General features: G+C 58.4%; 21 protein-coding genes. 16 read left to right on the top strand and 5 right to left on the bottom strand.

Annotated features, from left to right (window positions below; translation table 11 throughout):
* Positions 1 to 104: 104 nt before the first annotated feature.
* Entirely contained in the window at positions 105 to 851 is a 747-nt protein-coding gene (locus O3A94_11985; protein ID MDA1356972.1) for an MBL fold metallo-hydrolase, read from the bottom strand.
* A 36-nt stretch (positions 852 to 887) separates the two neighbouring features.
* On the opposite strand from O3A94_11985, the gene O3A94_11980 reads away from it, so the two are divergent.
* Positions 888 to 1,664, top strand: coding sequence for a glucose 1-dehydrogenase (locus O3A94_11980; protein ID MDA1356971.1), 777 nt, complete (start codon positions 888 to 890; stop codon positions 1,662 to 1,664).
* 11 nt (positions 1,665 to 1,675) lie between these two features.
* The gene (locus tag O3A94_11975) at positions 1,676 to 1,933 is read left to right on the top strand and encodes a hypothetical protein (protein MDA1356970.1); all 258 of its coding nucleotides are present in this window, start codon (positions 1,676 to 1,678) and stop codon (positions 1,931 to 1,933) included.
* Positions 1,934 to 1,967: 34 nt separating this feature from the next.
* On the opposite strand, the gene O3A94_11970 is transcribed toward O3A94_11975, so the two are convergent.
* The gene (locus O3A94_11970) at positions 1,968 to 2,096 is read right to left on the bottom strand and encodes a hypothetical protein (protein MDA1356969.1); all 129 of its coding nucleotides are present in this window, start codon (positions 2,094 to 2,096) and stop codon (positions 1,968 to 1,970) included.
* Between the two features lie 216 nt (positions 2,097 to 2,312).
* Here O3A94_11970 and O3A94_11965 point away from each other — a divergent pair, with 216 nt between their 5' ends.
* From O3A94_11965 to O3A94_11955, 3 genes are read left to right on the top strand one after another with little or no spacing between them, the layout of a single operon-like run.
* Positions 2,313 to 3,224, top strand: coding sequence for a hypothetical protein (locus O3A94_11965; GenBank protein ID MDA1356968.1), 912 nt, complete (start codon positions 2,313 to 2,315; stop codon positions 3,222 to 3,224).
* Positions 3,145 to 5,031, top strand: coding sequence for a DNA polymerase Y family protein (locus O3A94_11960; GenBank protein MDA1356967.1), 1,887 nt, complete (start codon positions 3,145 to 3,147; stop codon positions 5,029 to 5,031). The genes O3A94_11965 and O3A94_11960 overlap by 80 nt, the downstream gene beginning before the upstream one ends.
* Positions 5,032 to 5,036: 5 nt before the next feature.
* Entirely contained in the window at positions 5,037 to 8,333 is a 3,297-nt protein-coding gene (locus O3A94_11955; GenBank protein ID MDA1356966.1) for an error-prone DNA polymerase, read from the top strand.
* A 198-nt stretch (positions 8,334 to 8,531) separates the two neighbouring features.
* Here the strand turns inward: O3A94_11955 and O3A94_11950 are convergent, their stop codons facing one another.
* The gene (locus tag O3A94_11950) at positions 8,532 to 9,830 is read right to left on the bottom strand and encodes an amidohydrolase family protein (GenBank protein ID MDA1356965.1); all 1,299 of its coding nucleotides are present in this window, start codon (positions 9,828 to 9,830) and stop codon (positions 8,532 to 8,534) included.
* A gap of 174 nt (positions 9,831 to 10,004) precedes the next feature.
* On the opposite strand from O3A94_11950, the gene O3A94_11945 reads away from it, so the two are divergent.
* Positions 10,005 to 10,970 carry a C-terminal binding protein gene (locus O3A94_11945; protein MDA1356964.1) on the top strand — a complete coding sequence of 322 codons (966 nt, stop codon included), beginning with the start codon at positions 10,005 to 10,007 and terminating at the stop codon, positions 10,968 to 10,970.
* Positions 10,971 to 11,236: 266 nt separating this feature from the next.
* Positions 11,237 to 11,950 carry a Crp/Fnr family transcriptional regulator gene (locus O3A94_11940; GenBank protein MDA1356963.1) on the top strand — a complete coding sequence of 238 codons (714 nt, stop codon included), beginning with the start codon at positions 11,237 to 11,239 and terminating at the stop codon, positions 11,948 to 11,950.
* A 71-nt stretch (positions 11,951 to 12,021) separates the two neighbouring features.
* On the opposite strand, the gene O3A94_11935 is transcribed toward O3A94_11940, so the two are convergent.
* Positions 12,022 to 12,870, bottom strand: a complete 849-nt coding sequence (locus tag O3A94_11935) for an alpha/beta hydrolase (GenBank protein MDA1356962.1) — start codon at positions 12,868 to 12,870, stop codon at positions 12,022 to 12,024.
* A gap of 277 nt (positions 12,871 to 13,147) precedes the next feature.
* Here O3A94_11935 and O3A94_11930 point away from each other — a divergent pair, with 277 nt between their 5' ends.
* The 8 genes from O3A94_11930 to O3A94_11895 all read left to right on the top strand — a co-directional run bounded on the left by O3A94_11930 (position 13,148) and on the right by O3A94_11895 (position 22,010).
* Complete coding sequence (locus O3A94_11930; protein MDA1356961.1) at positions 13,148 to 13,786, top strand: hypothetical protein; 639 nt, start codon at positions 13,148 to 13,150, stop codon at positions 13,784 to 13,786.
* Positions 13,787 to 13,796: 10 nt separating this feature from the next.
* The gene (locus O3A94_11925; GenBank protein MDA1356960.1) at positions 13,797 to 14,852 is read left to right on the top strand and encodes an MtaA/CmuA family methyltransferase; all 1,056 of its coding nucleotides are present in this window, start codon (positions 13,797 to 13,799) and stop codon (positions 14,850 to 14,852) included.
* A gap of 47 nt (positions 14,853 to 14,899) precedes the next feature.
* Complete coding sequence (locus tag O3A94_11920) at positions 14,900 to 15,649, top strand: corrinoid protein (protein MDA1356959.1); 750 nt, start codon at positions 14,900 to 14,902, stop codon at positions 15,647 to 15,649.
* Positions 15,650 to 15,997: 348 nt separating this feature from the next.
* Entirely contained in the window at positions 15,998 to 17,641 is a 1,644-nt protein-coding gene (locus O3A94_11915; protein MDA1356958.1) for an ASKHA domain-containing protein, read from the top strand.
* Between the two features lie 16 nt (positions 17,642 to 17,657).
* Positions 17,658 to 18,710, top strand: a complete 1,053-nt coding sequence (locus O3A94_11910) for a dihydropteroate synthase (protein MDA1356957.1) — start codon at positions 17,658 to 17,660, stop codon at positions 18,708 to 18,710.
* A complete protein-coding gene (locus O3A94_11905) occupies positions 18,707 to 19,588 on the top strand; it encodes an alpha/beta hydrolase (GenBank protein MDA1356956.1) in 882 nt (293 codons plus the stop codon). The genes O3A94_11910 and O3A94_11905 overlap by 4 nt, the downstream gene beginning before the upstream one ends.
* A 1-nt stretch (position 19,589) precedes the next feature.
* Positions 19,590 to 20,546: a fumarylacetoacetate hydrolase family protein gene (locus O3A94_11900; protein ID MDA1356955.1), complete on the top strand. Its 957-nt coding sequence runs from the start codon at positions 19,590 to 19,592 to the stop codon at positions 20,544 to 20,546.
* Between the two features lie 549 nt (positions 20,547 to 21,095).
* Complete coding sequence (locus O3A94_11895) at positions 21,096 to 22,010, top strand: extracellular solute-binding protein (protein MDA1356954.1); 915 nt, start codon at positions 21,096 to 21,098, stop codon at positions 22,008 to 22,010.
* A gap of 9 nt (positions 22,011 to 22,019) precedes the next feature.
* Here O3A94_11895 and O3A94_11890 read toward each other — a convergent pair whose 3' ends face one another.
* Entirely contained in the window at positions 22,020 to 22,865 is an 846-nt protein-coding gene (locus tag O3A94_11890; GenBank protein MDA1356953.1) for an alpha/beta hydrolase, read from the bottom strand.
* Between the two features lie 122 nt (positions 22,866 to 22,987).
* Between O3A94_11890 and O3A94_11885 the strand changes: the two genes are divergently transcribed.
* Positions 22,988 to 23,914, top strand: coding sequence for a hypothetical protein (locus O3A94_11885; protein MDA1356952.1), 927 nt, complete (start codon positions 22,988 to 22,990; stop codon positions 23,912 to 23,914).
* Positions 23,915 to 23,974: the final 60 nt, after the last annotated feature.

Here is a 23,974-nt window from a genome sequence, read left to right as displayed (position 1 = left end):
CCTAAGAATCGCCCGGGAAATATTTCCAAGATCATATTCTGGCCCCTTGCTTCTGGCGAGTAGGGTTGGCGTAAGCCGCAGTAATGAGCTTCAAAACATCACCATCATTCAGTCGGGCAGCCGGGTTTCCGTGCCCCTTGTAAATATTCATCAATCAATTCGCCGAAGCGCCGGCGCCCGAAGCTTTCCCAATGGCCGCCATGCACAGTCTCTACTTTGTATGCGCTGAGGCGTTCCATGCTGGCAACATAATCCTCCGTCACTGAATGATAGAGCGTGTCGTAGAGCAGCCCGTCATAGATCACGTCTCCCGAAAGAAGCGTCCCTGTTGCGGTTTCCCACAAGGCGATGCATCCCGGCGAATGGCCAGGAAGATGCAGCACTTCGAAGTACCGGTCGCCGAGATCGAGGACATCGCCGTCGGCCACGAGGCGGGTCGGCGGCGCGGCGCGGATGGTGTATGCGTCGGCGTCAAATCCAGCAAACGGCGCCGCGGTAAAAGTTTCTGCTGTGACATAATCCTCGATCACTGTATTGCGCCGGTCGGGAGTGGTTAGAGTATCCGCTTCCGCCGCATGTATGAGCCGGGTGTCGAATTCGTAATGGCCACCGACATGATCAAAATGGCTGTGGCTGGCGACGCAGAGAATTGGCTTTTCCGTCACCAGGGCTACGTGGCACTTTAGGCTGACGACACCCATTCCTGAATCAAACAGCAGATCTCGGTCGCGGCCGCGCACATGCCACATATTGCAGCGGATATCTGGTATGACATGGGGTTCGAAGATCAGTGTAATATCATCATCATAGGAACGTGTTTCGAACCAGCTATCGGCGACGGGCATTTTCATGACGGAAACCTAACATGATTGTGGGAGGACGATAAATTGGCAGGACGAGTGGCCGGAAAAATGGCCTTGGTGAGCGGGGCCGCGACGGGCATCGGTCGATCGATCGCTGAACGGCTGTCGGCCGAAGGCGCGCGTGTCGCGGTAGCTGATGTCGACGAAGAACGCGGTGGCGCCGTTGTCGCCGGGATTCAGGACGCGGGCGGCGACGCGTTGTTTGTCAATCTCGATGTGACCGAAGAGGCTTCCTGGCAGGCCGCCATCGGCGCTATTGAAACCGAATTCGGCCGCCTCGATATTCTCGTCAACAATGCTGGTATAGCCATTATTGAAAGCGTCGACGAAATGTCTTTCGCTGATTGGCGCGCCGTGATGGCGGTTAATATCGACGGTGTCTTTCTCGGCACCAAGCACGCCGTGGCGGCAATGCGCCGCACTGGCGGCGGCTCGATCGTTAACATTTCCTCGATTCTCGGCCTGACCGGGCAGGAGAAGCTTTCCGCCTATTGCGCGTCGAAGGGCGCGGTGCGGTTGTTTACCAAAGCTGTGGCGCTCGAATGCGGACGCAACGGCAGCGGCATCCGCGTCAATTCCATTCACCCCGGCTATATTCGTACGGCGATGGTCGAGGATACGTGCCGGCGCGATTATGGCGATATTTCGACCGGTCTTGCGGAGCTTGGAAAATTGCACCCCATAGGGCGCATCGGCGAGCCCGAGGAAATTGCCGCCGGCGTGCTTTACCTGGCTTCCGACGAGAGCAGTTTCGTCACCGGTAGCGAGCTTGCCATCGACGGCGGCTATACCGCAGCGTAGGAGTAATAGATATGGTCAAGCTAGCAGCCTATGCCGAGTTCAAGGCGATGCTGGGTCGCGCGGCGGAGATCGAGGACGAACTTCTGCCAAACGAGTTGGAAATGCTGCACAGCCTCAACACCAAATATTCTGAAGCGCTAAATCTCGATCCTTTTGACGTCACCGCTATCGAAGTCATCCTGCGTAATGTCGGGGTCCGTAAGGGCTTTAGATTCGATGTAAAAAAAGATACGGCCCGGGTTATCGATCTACCGCGCGTCAAAGAGTAAAGCGCCGTCGCCGGCCGGCTACGCATTGCATTTCCTATTTCGGACTTTCAGTCCCGCGCTGTTTTTCCGGTGGCGCTGCGTCGGGTAGGGCATAGAATTTTTTTGCCGCGCGGATTTCCTCTATTTCCTCGAGAACGCGTTCCGCCAATTCCTGCAAATGCATGCCGACATCCGTGCCTTAGCACCATGCGTCGCGCATGACGCTGACACCGTGCGGATGGCATAGAACGTAGGCGTTCCTGATGGAGGTTTTGCAACCCGATCCGGTTCTGCATTCTTGACAGGGCGTTCCGTTCTGATAGAACAAAAAGAGAACACAAGTGAATAAGTAAAACTCTGTGCCCACCGGCTTCGTCCGGCCAAGAAAAGGCTGTCTTTTATGCTTCGCGCCGTTCCCTCCAGCGCCGTTTCCGGGTCTGCTGCGCCGCAAGCTTCCGTCAGGGTGGCGGAATTGCGCCGTCGCATTGATGCCCTGGAGCGGGCGGGTTGCGAGCAGGTAGCGGGACAGCGCGCCGGTTTGGGCGCGCTGCCGTTCGGCGCGCCGGAGATCGACGATGCTTTGCCCTGGCGCGGCTTGGCGCCGGGTGCGCTGCATGAAATTTCGGGCCCGCCACGCGATGCTGCGGCGCTCGGCTTTGTCAGCGCCTTATTGGCCCGTCTTGCCGCTCGCGCGCCGGGCGTGGTGCTGTGGTGCCGGCGCCGCGGCGCATCATATGAGAGCGGCGATATTTATGCGCCGGGTCTTGCGGCGTTCGGCCTCGATCCGTCGCGCCTGATTTTGCTCGGCGCGAAGCAAGGCCGAGACGTGCTCTGGGCCATGCGCGAGGGGCTTTCTTGCCCGCGCCTTTTGGCTGTGGTGGGTGAGGTAGAAGATGCGGCGGTCGGGCTAACCGCCAGCCGGCGCCTGCAACTCGCGGCGGAGAAAAGCGGTGTCGGGTGTTTTCTGTTGCGCCGAGTCCCGCCGGAAGGCGGGCAACTTAGTAACGCCCCGCCGGAGGGCGGGCACTCTAATACCACGCCAGGGAATGCCGAGGAGCCGAGCGCGGCACTTTCCCGGTGGCACGTGCGCGCGGCGCCGAGCGGCCCGGTTCCGGGCCTGGAGACGGTACCGGCAGCGCAGCGTTGGCTTGGTCCGGGACGGTTGCGTTGGCATGCCGAGTTACGCCGCTGCCGCGCTGCCGCATCCCGGGAATGGCTTGTGGAATGGCATCATGAGACGGGTAATTTTACTGTGGCTGCCCCGCTTTGCGACCGATCGGTTGAGCAGGCGGCAACCAGCCTGGCGATCTGAGCCGCTGGTCACGGTTTGTGACGGCGGTCTTGGGGGCGGCAGTTTTGGCGCCGCGCGCGGCCCGCTGGGTGCGCGCGATGGCGGCGGCTCGGTCATGCGTGTGGCGGCGGCGAACCGGGCGGCGGAAGCGGCGGCGGGCATCGTTCCGGGCTTGCCCCTGACTGACGCCCGGGCGCGCCTGCCGGATTTGCGCGCCGTGCCGGCCGAGGGCGGCGCGGATATGGAAGCGCTCGCGGCGCTGGGTGATTGGTGCGGCCGCTGGACACCGTGGGTGGCATTGGATGCGGCCGGCCCGGATGCCGTGCTCGGTGCCAGTCACGGTTTGTGGCTCGACATCACCGGCTGCGCCCATCTGTTCGGCGGCGAGGTAGCCTTGTTGAACGATGTGGCGCGCCGTCTGGCGCGTTTCGGCTTCGCCGCGCGCGCGGCGTTGGCTGATACCCCCGGCGCGGCCTGGGCCATCGCGCACCATGGCGCCATGCGCCATGTCGGTGCGCGTCACTCAGATATGCACCATGGCGCCATGCGCCATGTCGGTGCGCGTCAATCAAATACGCACCATGGCGCCATGCGCCACATCAGTGCGCGCCAAAAAGATGAGCGCCTTGGAGAGGCGAAGCAGGAGGAGCTTGCAAAGCATATGTGTGTGGTTGCGCCGGGTAGAACGCGTGCCGCTCTGGCCAAGTTGCCGCTCAAAAGCCTCAGGCTTGCCCAGGCTGAAGTGGAGGGTCTGGAGCGTCTCGGCTTCCGCGCTATTGGTGACCTGTACGGCATTCCGCGCGGTGCCCTGGCGCGGCGCTCCGGTGAGGGCGTGATGCACCGGTTGGATCAGGCGTTGGGGCGCGAGGACGAGCCGCTGTCGCCACGCCGCCCGGTCGTGCCGCACCGCGTACGGCAGGATTTCGCCGAGCCGATCTCCAGCCGCGAGGCCATCGCCGCCACAGTGCGCCGCCTGCTGGATGAATTGGCGGATGTATTGGAAGCGGACGCGTTGGGCGCGCGGCGGCTGGAGCTCGCCCTCTATCGCGGCGACGGCAAGGTGGAGCGCATCGAGGTCGCTACCAGCGCCCCGGTGCGCGAGCCGTCTCATCTGATACGTCTGCTGGCCGAGCCGCTGGATGCGCTGGATGCCGGCTTTGGTTTTGACAGCATGGCCCTTGCGGCAAGCCTGTGCCAAGCGCTTGCCCCGGCTCAGCTCGCGCTCGACCCGCAATTTCCCGCCACGCCTTCTCCCGCCACGCCTTCTCCCGTGACTGGCGCCGAAGCGCAGAGTCTCTTCGCGCAGGAAGACGGCGATAACGAAGTGGCACGCCTGATCGACCGCCTGGGCGGGCGGTTAGGGCTGGACAATGTACGCCGCCTGGCGCTTTTCCCTAGCCATATGCCTGAGCGCGCGGTGGTGTCCGGCGTCGCGGCGGCGCCCACGCTGGAGCAGCGGGCCAAACCGTCCACATCGCATGAGCTGCTCGCGCAAGCGTCGCATTGGCCGGCCGGCCGGCAGCGTCCGCTCTGTCTCCTGCCGCGGCCCGAGGCGGTTGAGGCGGTGGCCATGCTGCCCGACGCGCCGCCGGTGATATTCCGCTGGCGGCGCATGGTTCACCATGTGGTCAAGGCCGAGGGGCCGGAGCGTATCGCCTCCGAATGGTGGCACGCGGAAGGCGCTGCGCCACTCGGCGGCGAGGCGGATTCAATTCGCGATTATTACCGCGTCGAGGATGACCAGGGGCGGCGCTTCTGGCTCTACCGCGACGCTCCCTACCGCGCCGGTATGGCTCCTGGCTGGTGGCTGCATGGCCTGTTCGGGTGACGCGTATGAGTGCTTATGCCGAATTGCAGGTGACGAGTAATTACAGTTTTTTACGTGGCGCTTCGCACCCTTCGGAGCTTGTCGCTCGAGCGGCGGAACTCGGCCATACGGCCATCGCGCTGACCGACCGCAACACGCTGGCCGGCGTGGTGCGCGCGCATGTGGCTGCGCGCGAGATCGCCACCACGCGGGAAAAGGATGCTGTGCGGGAGAATGGCGTCCGCCTCATTCCGGGTGCGCGCCTCGACCTCACGGCGGAGCTGACGATGGAGGACGAGCATTCAGGGGCGAGTTTCCTCTGCCTCCCCACCGACCGCGCCGCTTATGGCCGTCTTTCCGGCCTTCTTACTCTCGGCAAGCGGCGCGCTCCGAAAGGCCAATGCTGGATCACTCAGGAGGATGTCTTACACCATGCGCGCGGGCAAATTTTGATCGCTCTGCCGCCGCCTGTGGCGAACGAGGCGGCGCATATGACGGGGGCTGATGAAGCTCAGGCGGAAGCGGCCTTTGCTGCCATGCTTGAAGAATTTGCCGCCGCCGCCGGTGCAGCATCTGCCACCTGTTATCTTGCCGCGCACCATCTCTACCGGGGCGATGATGCGCGCCGTCTGCTGCGTCTTGAGGCCATTGCCGGGCGCTGCGGTACGCCGCTCGTCGCCACCAACGATGTCTATGCGCATACGCCTTCCCGCCGCGCGCTGCAGGATGTGCTCACCTGCATCCGGGCGCATTGCAGCATCGACAATGCGGGCTGGCGCCTGCACGCCAATGCCGAGCGCCATCTGAAAGGCGGTGCCGAGATGGCGCGTCTATTTTCGCGCCATACACACGCCATCGCACGCAGTGTAGAGATCGCCGACGCCTGTCGCTTTAATCTGGACGAACTGCGCTATGAATATCCGGCCGAGCCGGTGCCCGACGGGCGCACGGCGCAGGAGGAATTGGCACATCTCTCATGGCTTGGCGCCGCGGCGCGTTGGCCGGATGGCGTGCCGGCCAAGGTGCGGGCGCAGATCACCCATGAACTGACGTTGATCGGCTCGCTCGGCTACGCACCCTATTTTCTTACCGTTCACGATATCGTCCGTTTCGCGCGCGCGCGCGGCATTCTCTGCCAGGGACGCGGTTCGGCGGCCAATTCCGCGGTGTGTTATTGCCTTAACATCACGGCGGTCGATCCCAACCGCATGGATTTGCTGTTCGAGCGCTTCGTCAGCGCCGCGCGTGATGAGCCGCCAGATATCGATGTCGATTTCGAGCATGAACGGCGCGAAGAGGTGATTCAATATATCTACAAAAAATATGGCCGCGCGCGCGCCGGCATCGCGGCGACGGTGATTAGTTATCGCGGGCGCAGCGCCATACGTGAAGTCGGTAAGGCGCTCGGCCTTTCGGGTGATGTTGTAGGCGCGCTCTCCAGCGCGCTGTGGCGTTGGGGGCGGGCCAGCAACACAAAGGACGACAATACGGAAGCCCAGGTGCGCGAGGCTGGCCTCGACCCGGCGGACCATCGCCTTGCTCTCGCCTTGCATCTGACCCGCGAGCTGATCGGCTTCCCGCGCCATTTATCGCAGCATGTCGGCGGCTTCGTCATCACCCGTGGACCGCTGTCGGAAATCGTACCGGTGATGAATGCGGCCATGGCGGAGCGCACCAATATCGAATGGGATAAAGACGATCTCGATGCGCTCGGCATTCTCAAAATAGATGTGCTCGGCCTTGGTATGTTGAGCTGCATCCGCAAGGGCCTCGATCTGCTGGCGCGGGAACATGATCTTGCGCTCGACCTTGCCGAGGTGCCGGCCGAGGATCCAGCGGTCTACGACATGCTGTGCAAGGCCGATACCGTCGGCGTTTTTCAGGTTGAGAGCCGGGCTCAGATGTCCATGCTGCCGCGCCTCAAGCCACGCGTCTTTTACGACCTCGTCATTGAGGTCGCCATCGTGCGCCCAGGACCGATCCAGGGTGACATGGTGCATCCTTATTTGCGCCGCAGAAGCGGTGAGGAACAGGCGATCTTTCCTTCGATCGAGCTGGAGCAGGTCCTCGGCAAGACGCTCGGCGTGCCGCTCTTTCAAGAACAGGCCATGAAGATCGCCATTGTCGCTGCCGGCTTTACGCCGGAGGAGGCGGACAAGCTGCGCCGCGCCATGGCGACCTTCCGCCGCACCGGCTTGGTGCATACCTTCCGCGACAAGATGATCAACGGCATGGTGGCGCGAGGCTATGAAGAAGAATTTTCCAAGCGTTGCTTCAGCCAAATTGAGGGCTTCGGAGATTATGGCTTCCCAGAATCGCACGCCGCCTCCTTCGCTCTCCTGGTCTATGTCTCGGCTTGGTTGAAATGCCATTATCCGGCGGTCTTCGCCGCCCCCATCCTCAATAGCCAGCCGATGGGCTTCTACGCCCCGGCACAATTGGTGCGTGACGCGCGCGCGCATGGCGTCGAGGTGCGGGATGTCGATGTCAATGCAAGCACATGGGATTGCACTCTGGAGCCGGCATCCAAGAGCCACAAGGGCCGCGCCCTGCGCCTCGGCTTTCGCGAGATCAAGGGCTTTCCCGAGACGGCCGCAGCCTGCATCGTTGCAGCGCGCGACGGTGGCTACCGAAGTATCGCTGAATTGCGCCGCCGCGCGGGCCTCTCCAAAGCGGTTCTAGAAAGGCTCGCTCGCGCTGACGCTTACCGCTCCATGGGCCTTTCGCGGCGCCAGGCCGCTTGGGACATTCGCGCCCTTGACGATACGCCGCTGCCGCTCTTTGCCGCGCTGGACGAAGATGGCGAGAGCGTGCATCCGGAAAGGCGCGAATCCATCATCCGGTTGCCAGCCATGAGCATGGGCGAACAGGTGGTGGAGGATTACGCCACGCTGCGCATGTCGCTACGCTGCCATCCCTTGCACTTATTGCGCCCGGAATTGGAAGCGCGTGGCGTCGCGCCGTGCACCCGGCTTGCCAGCCTGAAGCCCGAGCGCCAGGTCACGGTTGCCGGGCTGGTGCTATCGCGTCAGCGCCCGGGCACCGCTAAGGGTGTGATCTTCATGACTCTGGAAGACGAGACCGGCATCGCTAATTTGATCATCTGGGCAGATGTTTTTGAGCGCTTCCGTCGCACAGCAGTGGGTGCGCGGCTGCTGATTTGCACGGGCCGTCTACAGCGCGAAGGGCTGGTCATTCACATCATCGCCAGACATTTGGAGGATTATTCCCAGCATCTCGATGGATTAGTGGATTTGGGCCGGGAGACTGAGCCGCCGGGCCCCACCGCGAAGGTCACCATCGCGTCCCGCAATTTCCATTGAGTGGCGTCGCGCCGAGAAATTGGCCCAAGCTTCGTGCGCGGCGTGACGCAATGCTCCATGCAATGCTTGCAGCCATGTTCGGCATTGTGCAGACAAACCGCGAACAGTTCGCGTCAAGAAAAAGCCCTCCCTCCAATGCGGAGGAAGGGCTGTTAACGCCAACTACATGAAGGCGTGCATCAATAGAGCAGTCTTACTTTATTCAGCTGCCGCCGGTGCCGAGATTTGGCGACGCGCCGCGAGGACATCGGCGTCAGGTGCCTTATGGAAGCTGCCGTCTTTCATGATCGCGATTAGATTATCGCGATCTTGCAAGATCGAAACATCTTGGGTCGGATCGCCGTTGACCAACAGTAGGTCGGCTAAAAACCCTTCCTTGATCTGGCCCAAATTCATTCCCATCAATTCGCCGCCCCATTTAGTCGCGGCAGTCAGGGCCTCGGCAGGCGAATAACCGAACAGATTGACGAAATGCTCCAGATCGCGCGCGTTGGCGCCGATTGGCGTCCAGGCAAAGCCGTAATCGCCGCCCGGCAAGGCACGAATGCCACGTTTACGCACTTCTTGATAAACCCGCGCCGTATTCTCCATCTTACGATAGAGGTTCATCGACTCGGCCACTTCCTTGGTAATGCCCCAGTCGCTTGCTTCATAGGCGGTGGCGTAGATCGCGCCAGCCGCTGGGGCGAGGAAGATGTCTTTTTTCTTCGCTTCCAGCAGGTCGATGGTCTTATTGGTCGCGAAGTCGGCATGATAAATGACGTTGATGCCGTGCTTGAGCGCCATGCGCACGGCCCGATCAGCGCGCGCGTGGCAGGCGATATCAACACCGGCTTCACGCCCAACCTCAACCGCTGCGGCCACTTCCGCGTCATTATAGGTCAATTTCTCGGACTGTCCCTGATGGGCGAATTCGTCGCCCGAAATATTGATTTTGAGGACATCGACGCCCTCGCGTACGCAGACGCGGCAAGCGCGCCGCACTTCATCCGCGCCGTCGGCGATATATCCGACGGATTCGTGATACATGTGAAACTGCCGCTCGTCACCAAGGCCGCCGGTCGATGTGATCTCGGGCGAGGCCGCCTTAATGCGCGGGCCAGGAAAACGTCCGGCATTGATGACATTCCGTAAAACAGGCTCAAGACGAAGCTTGGACGAGCCCACGCCGGCGGCGGAAAACAGGCTGGTGAAACCATGCTCCAGCATGAGCCGCGCATTCTCGAGGGCGATCACCATATGCTCTTCCACCGGCACACGGCCGATATCCGACAGAGAGCTGGAGTTGGTGTAGCAAACATGCGAATGCGATTCCACCAGGCCCGGCATAAGAGTGGCACCGGCGGCGTCTATGACTTCGGCACCATTGGCCTTAATTTTGCGGGGTCCCTTAGCAACTTCTTTGACCAAATTTCCCTGCAACAGTACTTCGCCGGCATAGCTGCGCTTGCTGTTGCCGTCAAAAATTTTCACATTGGTGAATAATGTCTGACCCATTGTTTCTCTCCTGTTGAACTACCCAATTTCACGCCCGCCCGGACGGGCGCCGAGGTCTCCGAATTTAGACACAGAATAGGTCCTTTTTCCCGCTAATGCACGAAGCTTCGAGCTCTAATCCGCTAGCCGGTGTTAAAGTGCGGGATCACGTCCTAAAAGCGGGAGAAAATACCGATGGCCATCGTTCTTCAAACCGATTTTGCCTGGCCTGATGTGGAGATCGAGCGCGCCGTGATTGAGGGCGCCGGCCATGTCCTGGTAGCCGGCCCTTCGGAAGCCCTGCCGCCCGATCGCGTCGAGGCGTTAGTGGCGGAGCATGATCCCGAAGCGATAATGACGTGCTGGGCGGAGGTTTCAGCGGCCACCATCGCATCGCCCACCAAACTTGCCATCGTACAGCGCATCGGTGTTGGGCTCGACAATATTGCGGTCGCGGCGGCAACGGAGAGAGCAGCCTGGGTCGCAAATGTGCCTGACTATTGCGTCGAGGAAGTTTCAGACCATGCCGTAGCCTTGATCATGGGGTGGCTCAGGGGCGTGGTACCGTTGGACCGGGAAATAAAGGCAGGGCGCTGGAATCCGGCCGCTGCGCAGTTGCGCCGTGCCGCCAATTTGACGGCGGGCATCTTGGGTTATGGCCGCATTGGACAGGCGAGCGCACGCAAATTGACAGGAATTGGCCTGACGGTTCTCGCCACTGATATCGCGCCGCCGCCGAATATCAAAAATGCGCGATTGGTGGATGTGGACGAACTGTTGGCACAGTCTGATGTCATCCTGGTGCATTTGCCGTTAACGCCCGATACCGAGCATTTGGTAAATGCAGCTTTTCTCGCCCGCATGCGCCCAGGTTCGTTGTTGGTGAACGTGAGCAGGGGGCCCGTAGTCGATTCCGCCGCGCTGATCGAAGCGCTGGATCACGGGCCGCTTGCCGCCGCGGCGTTAGACGTCGTGGAAGGCGAACCCGATCCGCCAGCCGAGTTGGTCGCGCGCGCCGATGTTGTGGCGACGCCCCATGTGGCGTTTTCGTCCGACGCGTCTCTAGCTGAGCTGCGCCGCCGCGCCGCCGAGGAAGTGGTTCGCGTTCTGGCCGGTGAGCCGCCTGAGAACCCCTGCAACGCACCGTTGCGCTCCGGCTAGAGTGCGTCTTGCTGTGTGCCTTGCGGATCATGCCGTCGAAGCATCAGAAAGCGGACACAACGGCCGATTTCCGTTCCATCATTGACATCGATATGAAACCAGGTTGTTAGCGTGGCTTTCGCACCGGTTCTGCCGATTGTGGTAGTCTTGCGTGCAATAGGGTGTAGCGCCGGTGGAGATAGCCTGCATGCCGCGATGATTCAGAATGTATCATGCCGGTCGCAGGAGAAGCGCTGGCGCTTCGCGAAAATTGAAAGGCAATTGGCGTGAGCCCAGAGCCAACCGGCAACTTGTCAAATGTGCGACTGCTGCACAATTTGAGCGAAGAGGCGATTGCGGCGCTTGAGAAGCGCGGCAGATGGCGGCGCTTTGCCAGCGGCCAACAAATTCTTGACCGCGACAGCACGTCGCGGGAAGTTTTTCTCGTCGTTGAAGGCCGTGTTGAAGTTATCAATTTTGCCATGTCCGGACAGGAAGTCGCCTTCGGACATGTCTCGCAGGGCGGCTATTTCGGCGAGATGTCGGCGATAGACGGTATGCACCGTTCGGCCAATATCGTCGCCGTCGAAGACAGCCTGGTTTTGGTCGTGCCGCCTGATTTGTTCTTGGATATTCTAATTCGCAACCCCTCTGCGGCGATGCAGGTATTGCGCCGCATGTCGCACATTGTCCGTACTGTTGACGATCGCATCATGGATTTGAGTACGCTCCGTGCTGTGCAGCGGGTCTATGTGGAATTGCTGCGCCTGTCCGAGGAAGACGAGAAAACCGGGCGATGTCTAGTTCGCCCAATGCCGGTACAGCGCGATTTAGCACGCCGTGCCGGCACCACCCGAGAGACAGTGTCGCGCGTGATCGGTGACCTGAAACTGGAAAATATCGCCGAACGCAAAGGGCATACGCTTCATATCTATGACAAAGATCGTCTGTCAGAGATGACAGACGCGCTGTCGACCGGCGACGAGGAAACTTTGCGCTAGTGCGAATCTAGATTCCTGTTCCCCAATGCCGCGAGGTTTTAGCAAGGCACGCACAAGGCACGCAAAGGGACTTAGGTACCCTCGCTGAAAAATGCCAAAAGTTCACGCGCCACCGTTTCGGGCTGTTCTTCCGGTAGCCAATGACCGCACTCGGCGATTTCACCGCCGCGCACGTCGCTTGCCAGCTCGCGCATATTTTCGAGCACTTGCAGGCCGCGGCCCTTGCCGCCGCTGCCGCCAAGCGCCAGAACCGGCATGGCAAGCGGTGTTTTTTTGTTTTCGTTGTTGTGCGCAAGGTCGGTTGGTGTGGCGCGGTAAAATTCGAAGCCGGCGCGCAATACGCCGGGCTGCGAATAGGCGCGAACATATTCGTCGATATCCTGCGGCGTGATCGCAGCAGGATTGTAGGCGAGATTGCTGTAAAACCACGAGAGATACATCCGCTCGCGTCCTGCCACCAACGCCTCGGGAAGGTCTTGAACCCAATGAAATCCGTGATGCCAACGCTTGCCGCCCCAGGTTAACGCGTCGGCGCTACCAAACGGCACCACCACATCGAGTATGGCAAGGCGCGTCACCGCTTCGCCATGGGCGTGCGCTAGAGCATAAGCCACCGGCCCGCCCCAATCATGGCCAGCTAAAAAGAAACTTTGATGGCCGAGGGTCTCATGCATGAGCCGCCAAATATCGTTGGCGACGTTGCGCTTATCATAGCCGCCCACGGGGCAAGATGAATCGCCAAGCCCGCGCATGTCGGGCGCGACGACGGTAAAATGCTCGGCTAGCGCAGGCATAACCCGGCGCCACTCCCACCAGGTCTGCGGCCAGCCATGAAGAAGGCAAATCGCCTGAGGGCCATTCCCAGCCGTTACATAATGTAGCCGGACATCGCCGATCTCCGCGGTGTGATGTGTGAACATGAAATACCCCCGGGCTGCCTAGCAGCCCCAATGACGCGCCGCGAATTTTTCGCGGCGCGCAGTTTTCAAAATTTTCCGGATCGCCGGCGCCGTGCCTTTTTCATTCGCCATATTACTGTATGTGCGGAGCCAATGATGCCCGAAAAGATCACCGCAACTCAACCGCGACCTGACACTGTTGAACCCGGCACGCCGGACCGGGAGGAATTTTACCGTGCGCAAGATGTGATGAGATGATAATTAGTAAGTGCATTTTCGAGCTTGGGAAACTAACGACATGGCGGACATCGCCGAACTTGGCAACCGTATCGAGCTGGTGTCGATGGACAAACATTTCCATGACATCACGCTAGGGCTGTACGAGCAACCAGCGGCGGACGGGGTGCCGGAATATCTGGTGCACAGCTACGCCCGCAAGGATGGAACGGCGGAGCGTATTCAATTCGTCATGCGGGCCATGGAAGTGTTGGGTGGCGTCACGTCGACGCCCGGAGGACGCCTGCGTTTCGCGTGCGGAGATCCTCACCGCGTGGCTTGCAAGCGGCTCTTCATCGAAGCCAGCAAACTTCCCGGCGAGGCTCTGCCTGAACTGCGACCGCTGGCGGTTTACGATAAGAAAGCGGCATGCGAAATGACTGTGCAATCCCTCGGCGGCGGTGTCTATCGCGTCTCGGCTGAGAGCGGCGCCGATAATATCCGGCGGCGCGTGCTGGCGATTGTTGGAGGCTTGTGCAAGTTGGGAGAAATGGCTGAGTCTAGTGCTGACGATGAAGCTAGCTTTGGCTGTGGCGTGGCCCATGATGCGCTGGTCGGTATGTTGCTTGTTCGCGCGCCCAACGTTCGCGCTGTGCTGCGCGAAGAAGATGCTGCGGCAGCTGTGGGCATTCTTGCGGCGCCCAGCGCGCATACAGTTTAGCGAGGAAATCATGGTAAATCAGTCCGCGCCTGTTAAGGAGATGACCAGCCGTCAACGCGTGCTGGCGGCGCTCCGCCGTGAGCCGGTCGACCGGACCCCGGTGTGCAATCCCACTTCCGTTGCGACGGTGGAATTAATGGATTTAGTGGACGCGCCTTTTCCGCACGCCAATCGCGACCCTGCGGCCATGGCGCGCCTCGCGGCGACAAGTTACACCGAGCTCGGCTTTGACAGCGTCATGCCGGTATTCTCAATTGTACAGGAATCCTCCGCACTAGGCTGCTCCATGCAATGGGAGCAAAAAGACAATTGGCCGACCGTGCGCATGAATGAGCCAATCTGGAAAGACCTCGATGATATCCGCATTCCCAATGATTTTCTGACTCACCCAGACATGGTGTGCGTGCTTGATGCCATCCGTCTCCTCCGCAAGGATTTGGGCGATGATGTGGCAATCATCGGCAAGACCATGGGGCCGTGGACTCTGGGATATCACTGTTTTGGCGTCGAGCCGTTCTTGTTGATGTCGCTCGACGATCCGGGCCGGACGATGGAGTGCCTGGAGCGCATGAAAGAAGCGACCGTGCAGTTCGGTTTGGCGCAAATCGAAGCCGGTGCCGATGCGTTAACCGTGCCTGACCATGCCACCGGTGATCTGGTGAGTGGCGAATATTACAAACGCTTTCTTATGGACATGCACGCCGAGTTCGTCGAAACGATACCGGTGCCGCTGATCCTTCATATCTGCGGCCGAACTGTGGACCGCATGGATTATATCGCCCGCACCGGCATGGCGGCTTTTCACTTCGATTCAAAAAATGAACCTGCCGAGTCTATGGAGATCGTCGGCGACCGCATTTCCCTGGTCGGCAACATCAACAATCCCGAAACCCTATTCTCCAAAAATCCGGAGGATGTTCGTAAGGAAGTCATCGCCAACCTCGAAGCTGGTGTGCAACTGATTGGGCCGGAATGTGCTATCCCGCTGCAGACGCGCATCGAAAATCTGATGGAAATTCCAAAGACCGTTCGTCAGTGGCATGATGAACGTGCTCACGTGCATTAAGTCGGGCGAGCTCCCCTAAAAACTTAATTCGAACGGACAGGAAGACGATGGCAGAGCTTTCCGATATCGAAAATGAATTCATCCGCCAGGAGATCGAGGAGTATCTCGAACGGCCGGAGGAGATTGAGCGCAATATCGAATTGTTTGCCCGTGTTCGGCCGGCCATGCAAGCCATCGCCGCAGCGCTGATTGAGGGGGAAGACGGTGAAGTCGACCGTCTCACTCAGCAGGCGCTCGAAGACGGTGTTGAGGCGTTGGAGGTCATGGATGATGGCCTGATCGCCGGCATGGGAATCGTCGGTATCAAATTTCGCGAAGCCATGATTTTTGTACCGGAGGTTTTGGCCTGCGCGCGCGCCATGAAGGCCGGCATGAAGTATATCGAGCCCATCCTTTCTGAATCCGGTGTGAAACCGATCGCTAAAGTACTTATGGGTACGGTCAAAGGAGATTTACATGATATCGGAAAAAATCTCTGTATCATGATGTTGCGCGGTTCGGGCTTCGAAGTTGTGGATTTGGGCGTAGATACTTCCGAGGATGAATTTATCGACGCCATTGAAGAGCATAAAGCTACCATTCTCGGGATGTCGGCCTTGTTGACGACCACCATGCCCAACATGGGCAAGACAATCGAAGCGCTGATCGATGCGGATGTGCGTGACGATGTGTGGGTCATGGTGGGCGGCGCGCCCGTCACCCAAGAATTCGCGGACGATATGGGCGCCGACGGTTACGGCAAGGATGCGCTTTCCTGCGTCAGCCTGGCAAAGAAATTGGCCGCGCAAGCACTCTAGAGAGACGCAGGGCCACATGTCTAAGATTGATCCCAAAGAAATTCAAAAGCGCATGGCGCGGATATCAGAAATGTTTTCGGAGATGGTATCGCACGCGGAAACCGTTTCGCAGACCCGCTGTCCCTACCGTGATCGCCATGACCTCTGTACAGCGGAGTTTCGCTGCCGCAACCAAAAACCACCGGCGGCTGAGGGCGAACGGCACCCATGCGGTCATGACGGAGTTTTCGATTATCGTAGTGCCTGGGAATCCCAACCCTTGGCGCACGGAAGAGCGAAGAAGAAAGTCAGAGAAATTCGTGAGGGCGCGGCCCAGCGGAGAAGTGAGTCCCGGCGAAAGAAGGCGGATTGAGCACCGTCACCCACGATCGCGCTGTGCGCAAAATCGTCACCGGCAAGACGATATTCGAATATGCGGATGAGCTTTCCGTCGAAGTGCCAACCTCCTGCCAGCGCAATGGCCGCTGCCACGAATGCGTAGTCGAAATCCGCCGCGGCATGGCGGCACTCTCAAGTCCGAGTGAAGCAGAATCCTTCCTGCGGGGCGATTTTCGCCTTGCCTGTCAGGCCACAGTGATCTCGGACGAGTGCGATATCGAGTTCGCCGCGCTGCGCCGCCGCCCTCGCATTCTTACTTCCAATCCGCCCAAGAGCGGGTTGGTTCTTGATACCCCCGTGCGGGTCGATAGTGGCAAGGTATATTACGACGACGAAGAACTGGGCACCGATCGCGGCCATCAATTTGGCCTCGCGATTGACCTCGGTACTACAACGGTTGCCATGGAACTGGTCGATTTACGGACTGGGGAAGGGGTGCGCAGCTGCAGCTTTGAGAATCCGCAGCGCTTTGGCGGCAGCGATGTGATGAACCGCATTTCCTATGACGGTGCCGCCGGAAATGGCGAACTGCAACAATCCGTCGTCGCCGCAATTAATCGCGAAATCATGGATTTCTGCAGCGCACTCAAATTCTCGCGTCACGAGATTTACGAGGTCGTCGTTGCTGCCAACACGACAATGCGCGATATTTTGTTTAAACTCGATGTCCAATCGATTGGACAAAGACCTTATAAATCTCTTGTCGAGCATGAGTTTTCGGCCGGCAGGAGATCCGGCACGGCGTTGACAGAGCGTGCGCGCAAGCTTGGCTTGTTGGCCAATCCGCGCGCGCCTGTATACGGCATGCCGCTTGTGTCTTGCCATGTCGGCGGTGATCTCGCTGCGGGTCTCGCGGCGCTGGATATCACCGCCGAGGGCGCTGAATCCATCATGCTTGTGGATATGGGCACCAACACGGAAGTATTCGTCCGCCACCGCGGCCGCATGATGGTGGCATCATGCCCTGCCGGTCCGGCTTTTGAGGGCGGGCTGGTGAAATACGGCATGCCGGCTTATGACGGCGCTATCGAAAAATTTCGCATAGATGCGAATGGCGGCGGAATGAACTACGAAACCATCGGTGACATTGCGCCGGTCGGTCTCTGTGGTTCCGGCTTGATAGATCTTTTGGCGGAGCTTCGGCGCCATGACATGCTAACTGCCAAGGGTGTTTTCACTGCCGATAAACGGCAATTCGAGCTTGTGCTATTTCCGGAATACGGCATCAGCTTTTCGAAGGAAGACGCAAGCAATTTGGGCCAAGCCAAGGCGGCGAATTACTGCGGCCAATTGATTGTTTTGCGAACGCTCGGTATCAATCCGGAGGACATAGACAAGCTTTATCTCGCCGGCGGTTTTGCTCACCATGTCGACGTTGCCAGCGCCGTTGAGATTGGATTGTTGGCGCCGGTTTCCGAAACGCGGGTTGTACGTGCCGGCAATACATCTCTCAGCGGGGCGCGTGACGTTCTTGTATCGCGCAAGAAAAGGCAGGCACTCGAACAACTGGTTCTACAAATCGAGCATGTCGAACTAGAAACAAGCGACGATTTCTTTGAGCTTTTTGTCGATGGCTGCCAGTTTAAGCCGATGCCGAAGCGGCTGAACCAATAACAATAGGGAAAACAGCGTGGATTCTATCCAAAACAATCCCGGAAATTATATAGCCGTTGGCGAGAATATCCACACCACGCGGGTATTGCTGCGCAAGGGCAAACGAATTGCCATGGAGGACGGTCAGGTAGCCATTCTTTATGAGGCCGCGGATGGTACGTCTCGGCAATTATCTATTCCCGATTCAGTCAAAAGCACTCAGGATTATGACGAGGGCCGGGTTAAGCATGTGAAAATCGCTCTCGCCGCCGCGATGTCGGACAAGGGTGAGGAAGCGGAGAGCGGCCTCGCCTATTTGCGCGCATTGGCGCATCACCAGGAGCAGGCCGGCGCTGCATTCCTTGACATCAACGTCGATGAATATTCGCTCAAACCGAACGAACAGAAGGCCGCAATGCAATGGCTCGTCGGCACTGTGCAGACAATGAGCAATCTGCCTTTGTCTATTGATTCATCAAACGCAGATACAATTCGGGTTGGCTTAGAGGCGTGTCAAAATATTGGTGGTCGCCCCATGCTCAATTCCGCCTCCCTGGAGCGACTTGAGGCGCTTGATTTAGCCGTCACCCATAATGCCCAAGTTGTCGTCACAGCAGCCGGCGAGAGAGGCATGCCCTCGAACACTGCGGAGCGCGTCGCCAATGCGTCTCGCATGGTTGACGCAGCGCTGGACAAGGGCATCGCACGTGGTGACATTCATATCGACCCACTAGTCTTTCCGATTTCTGTTGATAAGGAGTTCGGCCTGCATTGTCTCGATGCCATTCGTGAACTGCGGGCCAAATATGGTCCTGAAATTCATATTACAGGCGGCATGAGCAATGTGTCGTTCGGCATTCCGGGTCGCAAGGTGGTCAATGATACGTTCGTAATTTTGGCAGTGGCCGCCGGCGCCGATGGCGGCATCATCGACCCTGTACTTTCCTCGCCGAACGAAATCTTCGCCATGGATCGGGAATCGCTGGGTTATCGCCTGGCCGAAGACATGCTGCTCGGCAAGGACGAACATTGTAAAAAATACATTCGCGCCTGGCGGAAAGGCGAAATGAAAGCGGGAGCAGCAAGTTGAGCAAGAAAATTATCTACCGCGATTACAGCCAGGAGGAATTGGACGCACAATATAACAATCGGGTGCGGTATCCAGAGTTCGCCGGCTATTTCGACGATTGGGCCGCATGGAGCGAGACCACGCGACAAAACTTGCCAGCACATTTAGATGTTTCGTATGGCGATTTGCCCTGTGAGACGCTCGATATATTTCCGGCCGCGGAAGACAACGCGCCGGTCCAGGTCATGGTGCATGGTGGCTATTGGTATTCGCTCGACAAAGATCACGATAGCTTCGTTGCCGAAGGATTGCGCCCCAACGGCGTAACCACTGTAGTCATTAATTACGGCCTCGCGCCGGACTACGGCATGGACGAGATTGTGCGCCAGAACCGCGCAGCCGTTGCATGGTTATGGCGCAACGCCGGCGAGTTCGGGGTTGACCGGGATCGCATCTACACCGTCGGTCAGTCGGCCGGAGGGCATCTTTCGCTGATGCTTATGGCTACTGATTGGCCGGCATTCGGGGACGGACTGCCTGCCGGGCTGGTGAAAGGCGGCGCTTCTATTTCTGGAATTTATGATATGGAGCCCATCCGCCTTTGCTATCTCAACGATAAAGTCGGAATGGATGAAGATGTTGCTCTGCGCAACGCTCCGCTTCATCAGATTTATCCGGTCTCTCTGCCGCTCATGGTGGTATCCGGCGATATCGAATCAGACGAATATGCGCGCCAGGCAAAGGCGATGGAAAAAGCTTGGCGGGCGCTCAGTTATCCCTACGAACATGTGAGATTGCCGGGTCACAATCACTTCACCATGGCCCATCAATTGAAAGATCCGCACAGCACCTTGACTCATGCGTTGCTACGGCAAATGAAATTGGAAGACGGACAGTAAGATGAGATTGGCACGTTACGAACGGGCAGGGGAGGCCCGCCTCGCCATGGTGGCGGGCGAGGACCTGATCGATATTCTCGATGCGGCTGAAGTTATGGGCAATATGCCGGCGGATGCCTACAAGTGGTTTTCCGATATGACCGGTTTGATCGAAGCCGGGCCGGCCGCCGGAAAGTTATTACAGAAGATCGCGCAGACGACTGGTGATCGTATGCCGCTCGGCAAAACCCGGCTTCTGGCGCCAATACTTCCCGGCATCATTCTGTGCAGCGGTGAGAATTATTGGGACCACCGCGAAGAAAAACCGGAGGTTACCGCGAAGGAACCCGAATTTTTTATCAAGATTCCTGCTACCGGCGTGATCGGACCAGGTGACAATATTGTGTGGGATACTGCGGTGACGCAAAAACTCGATTACGAAACCGAGCTCGCAATCGTGATTGGCAAGGCCGGCCGGCATATCGCCGAGGCGAAAGCGGCGGAGCATATTTTTGGCTACACGATTATGAACGACGTCACAGCCCGCGACCGCCAGGTGAAGATGCGTCCCGATGGAAGCTGTCATTACGCCCTCGGGCCGGGCAAGAATTTTGACACCTGTGCGCCGCTTGGTCCGGTGATTGTCACAGCCGATGAGATTTCAGATCCGCAAAATTTGGCGCTCTCTACTTTGGTGAACGGCGAGCTAAGACAAAATAACTCGACCGCGAAAATGATATGGGGCGTGGCCGAACTGATCCATTTTTTCTCGACATTCTTGACCTTGCAGCCCGGATGGGTGATTTCGACCGGCACGCCGGGCGGTACGGCCTGGGCAGCGGACCCGGAGCTTGGTGGGCGGCCTTACGAGCGGCCCGATCTGGTGCGCGCTTCTGGATATTTGCAGGCCGGTGATCAAGTTGTGTGCCGCGTCGAGAGCATCGGAGAACTGCACAATCAGATCGTGCGTTCGGATTAATCCGGGAACCCTTTGTCGGCGCCATATTTCATTTAGGCATCATATTTCATTTGAGTGAACGTGCCGGGTTGGGCGATCCATAGTGGCTTGCGTCCTCGGTCCTGTATGAATTTCTACGGGCGGCGCGGAATTAATTGATCAAGCCGTTTCATCAGATATAGCCGTGTCATCGCCGGAAACGGGTTCCAAATTGGTGGCCCCACCAGAATGGCGACACCCCAACTGATTTGCGTTTTGTTGAGAATAATTATCATTATCACTTGAACTCGTATTTTGAGTGAGTTAAATGAAAGGCAGTTGGGCGGCTGATCGTCGTCAGTGTCAGAGCAAAATTGAGAAAGTGAAGATCACGAGATGAATTACTTAATTGTGTGTAGTCTCAAATACTTACCCGGTGGGAACAAGCCAATCAAAAGAGGCGGCATATTGTCCGGACCGTCGATTTTCGCTGGTATTGCCGCCTTGATAGCGCTGTTGGTATGCCTAAGCCCGCCACTGCGGGCGGCCGACCAAAACGTTGTAAATATATATTCGTACCGGCAGGAAGTTTTGATACGTCCGTTATTGGACAGGTTTACCGAGGCGACCGGGATTGAGGTCAGGCTGGTCAGCGGCAAAGAGGATGTGCTCCTGGAACGCTTGAAGAGCGAAGGCCAAAACAGCCCAGCCGATGTGCTGCTCACGGCCGATGCCGGTCGGCTGTACCGTGCTCTCGAGGCTGATGTGCTGCAGTCCGTACACTCGGATATATTGGATACGCTCATTCCTGCCCAATACCGAGAGCCCAACGGATATTGGTATGCCCTGTCGCTCCGCGCTCGGCCGATTATTTACGCAATTGGTCGTGTGGATCCGCAGGAGTTGAAAGATTATGAGGGGCTCACCAACGAAAAATGGCGCGACCGAATTTGCGTCCGCTCCTCGAGCAGCATCTACAATCAATCTCATATTGCTTCGATGATCGCCCATCATGGTATTGCCGCGGCGGAAAGTTGGGCCGAGGCCCTGGTGTCAAATTTTGCACGAAAACCGGGCGGCGGAGATCGCGATCAAATTCGCGCAGTGGCTTCGGGCGAATGTGACATCGCTTTAGCCAACACATATTATCTGGCGCAATTGGCAAGTTCAGAGAATGCGGAGGACCAGGCTGTCGCGGCGGCCGTCGCCATCATTTGGCCAAACCAGGACGGCGTCGGCACGCATGTCAATGTGAGCGGGGCGGCGGTTACGGCCAGTGCCAAGAACCTGACGAACGCCGTAAAATTAATCGAATTTCTGGTCGGTGATGAGGCGCAAGAACTATATGCCAAGTCGGTCTATGAGTACCCGATTCGCGATGGTCTCGCCGCGGCTCCGCTGGTTGCTTCCTGGGGTGCCTTCAAAGCCGATGATTTGGATTTGTCCTTGCTCGGAAAATACAACGCCGAGGCCGTTCGTATCGCGGACCGTGTCGGCTGGCCATAGCAATATAGGCTAGGCGCCGATTTGTGCCAGAACAGCGTCGTTCAGTTCGCTGCCCGCCCTGCCCAGTTCGCACACCACGTCGAAATGATGAAACCCTGCCAGCGGCAAATACTGTCCATCGCCACTATGTTCATTCCACGCTGCGGCATAATCGCGGGACTGGCGTAGGAATTCATCCGTTTCATTCGCCCCGACAGCGGCGATAAAGGGCGCTCCGTTCGACGGCAGGAACTCCGACGGGCTATTGCGCTGCGCTGAGGTCGTATCGAGCTGGACCTCGTCATTGATGCTCGTATCTAGGATCGGGACGAGGTCGAACAGGCCGCTAATGGCAATTCCACCGGCCAGCTTGATTTCCGCTTCACCTCGTTGTGCCCAATCCGTCGACAGCATCATCGCCGTCAGATGCCCGCCGGCGGAGTGACCACTGATATGGATGCGGTTGGGGTCGCCGCCAAAGGTCTCGGCGTTTCGGTGCACCCAGGTAACCGCCTGGCGGCATTGCTCAGTGATCTCATCGAGTGTGACGGTCGGCGCCAGCGCGTAATTGATCGATATATAGACGACGCCCGCTTCGCTGAGACCGATCGCCGGGTAGGCAAATGATTCTTTGTCCAGGGAGCGCCAATATCCGCCGTGAATGAACAGCAATATCGGATGGGATGCACCGGGCTGTGGAAATACGTCGAGCGACATATTGGGCCCGTCACCATATCGTTGATCGAGATTGCAGGGCAAAGTGCTGCAGGCGTGCTCGCTTTCGCTCTGCCAGCGCTTAAGATATGTCTCGAAATCGGGGTGGCGCGCTCGTAGATTATACTCAGATTCAAAATGGTCGTCATAGATCTTCATCATTTAAGTTCCTGTCCCGATTGACATATTCGCGCCGCGCTCACCAGGTTAGTTTCACGGTACGAAATTGGCTAAGATGATTTAACATTATTCTATAGAGAAAAGTCTGGTCGAGACGGATTTAGATGAACGCCGCCAATCAAAACTCTCTTCGCGAGGACAGCAGGTTCGCCCTTGCAGAACAGGCGGATCAGGATCTGTCGTTGCGCTGTAACGCGGAGCTTTATCGCACATTTTACAAGCAAATTTATGCGGCGCTCCTTGTAAGCGCGCTTAATGCGGCCCTTGTTGCTGGCGTCGTATGGAGTTCCGTCCCCCATGTGCCGCTTCTCGCCTGGAGCGGTTTCCTGGTTTGCTTTTCGGTTTTGCGGCTTTCGTTATTAGCGCTTCGCCCGCGTAACAAAGATTTAACGGATAAAGAGGCGGCAAGGCTGAGGCGTACGGCGACAGCTGTCATCACACTGGCGGGCGTGGCCTGGGGATCGGGCGAGGTATTTATCATCCTCGCATCGGATTCAATTATTCATCAGGTATTTATGGCCTTCGTCATAGGCGGCATGAGCGCTGGTGCAATGGCGGGGCTGACGTTTTGTCTGCCCGCATTTTATGGGTTTTGCGTGCCGGCGATCATGATGAGCGCGGCGGCATTTTTCGTGATCGGAGAGCAGCCCTATATTGTTATGGGCGGCATGGTCCTGCTGTTTGCGGCGATGCTGATGTATTTCGGGCGCAATGTGTATTTGTCGATGTTTAACTCGGTGCGGCTCAGGTTTGAGAATGCCGATCTATTTCATCGCGTGGCGATGGCACGGGAGACTTCTGATGCGCTCGTTGTTGAGCGTACTGCCGAGTTACGCGAAGCCAACCAAGCGCTCGAGCGCCGGATGGGTGAGCAGGCGCTCGCCGAAAAGGTGGCCCGAGACAGTGAGCGTCAGCTCCGTCTGATCACGGAGAATTTGCCGGTTCTGATTGCCCTCATCGGCAAGGACTTGAGATTCCGGTTCGGCAACAAATCCAGCGAGACTTGGTTTGGCAGCCCGCGCACTGTCTGACGTCAGCGCCTATGGAACAAACTAGTCGGATTGCATAAGGGAGGGTTTCTGTCTCATCGT

This window comes from Pseudomonadota bacterium (genome assembly GCA_027624955.1).
GTDB lineage: Bacteria > Pseudomonadota > Alphaproteobacteria > UBA828 > UBA828 > PTKB01.
Note: the sequence above shows the minus strand (reverse complement) of the source record. Positions and strands in the feature narration are given on the sequence as shown.

Bases quoted from the DNA above. Each gene is read 5' to 3' on its own strand.
- O3A94_11885 (MDA1356952.1), top strand. From the start codon at position 22,988: ATGAACGCCGCCAATCAAAACTCTCTTCGCGAGGACAGCAGGTTCGCC.
- O3A94_11965 (MDA1356968.1), top strand. From the start codon at position 2,313: ATGCTTCGCGCCGTTCCCTCCAGCGCCGTTTCCGGGTCTGCTGCGCCG.
- O3A94_11985 (MDA1356972.1), bottom strand. From the start codon at position 851: ATGAAAATGCCCGTCGCCGATAGCTGGTTCGAAACACGTTCCTATGAT.
- O3A94_11935 (MDA1356962.1), bottom strand. From the start codon at position 12,870: ATGTTCACACATCACACCGCGGAGATCGGCGATGTCCGGCTACATTAT.
- O3A94_11950 (MDA1356965.1), bottom strand. From the start codon at position 9,830: ATGGGTCAGACATTATTCACCAATGTGAAAATTTTTGACGGCAACAGC.
- O3A94_11960 (MDA1356967.1), top strand. From the start codon at position 3,145: ATGAGACGGGTAATTTTACTGTGGCTGCCCCGCTTTGCGACCGATCGG.
- O3A94_11955 (MDA1356966.1), top strand. From the start codon at position 5,037: ATGAGTGCTTATGCCGAATTGCAGGTGACGAGTAATTACAGTTTTTTA.
- O3A94_11920 (MDA1356959.1), top strand. From the start codon at position 14,900: ATGGCAGAGCTTTCCGATATCGAAAATGAATTCATCCGCCAGGAGATC.
- O3A94_11930 (MDA1356961.1), top strand. From the start codon at position 13,148: ATGGCGGACATCGCCGAACTTGGCAACCGTATCGAGCTGGTGTCGATG.
- O3A94_11975 (MDA1356970.1), top strand. From the start codon at position 1,676: ATGGTCAAGCTAGCAGCCTATGCCGAGTTCAAGGCGATGCTGGGTCGC.
- O3A94_11925 (MDA1356960.1), top strand. From the start codon at position 13,797: ATGGTAAATCAGTCCGCGCCTGTTAAGGAGATGACCAGCCGTCAACGC.
- O3A94_11970 (MDA1356969.1), bottom strand. From the start codon at position 2,096: ATGCATTTGCAGGAATTGGCGGAACGCGTTCTCGAGGAAATAGAGGAA.
- O3A94_11890 (MDA1356953.1), bottom strand. From the start codon at position 22,865: ATGATGAAGATCTATGACGACCATTTTGAATCTGAGTATAATCTACGA.
- O3A94_11945 (MDA1356964.1), top strand. From the start codon at position 10,005: ATGGCCATCGTTCTTCAAACCGATTTTGCCTGGCCTGATGTGGAGATC.
- O3A94_11900 (MDA1356955.1), top strand. From the start codon at position 19,590: ATGAGATTGGCACGTTACGAACGGGCAGGGGAGGCCCGCCTCGCCATG.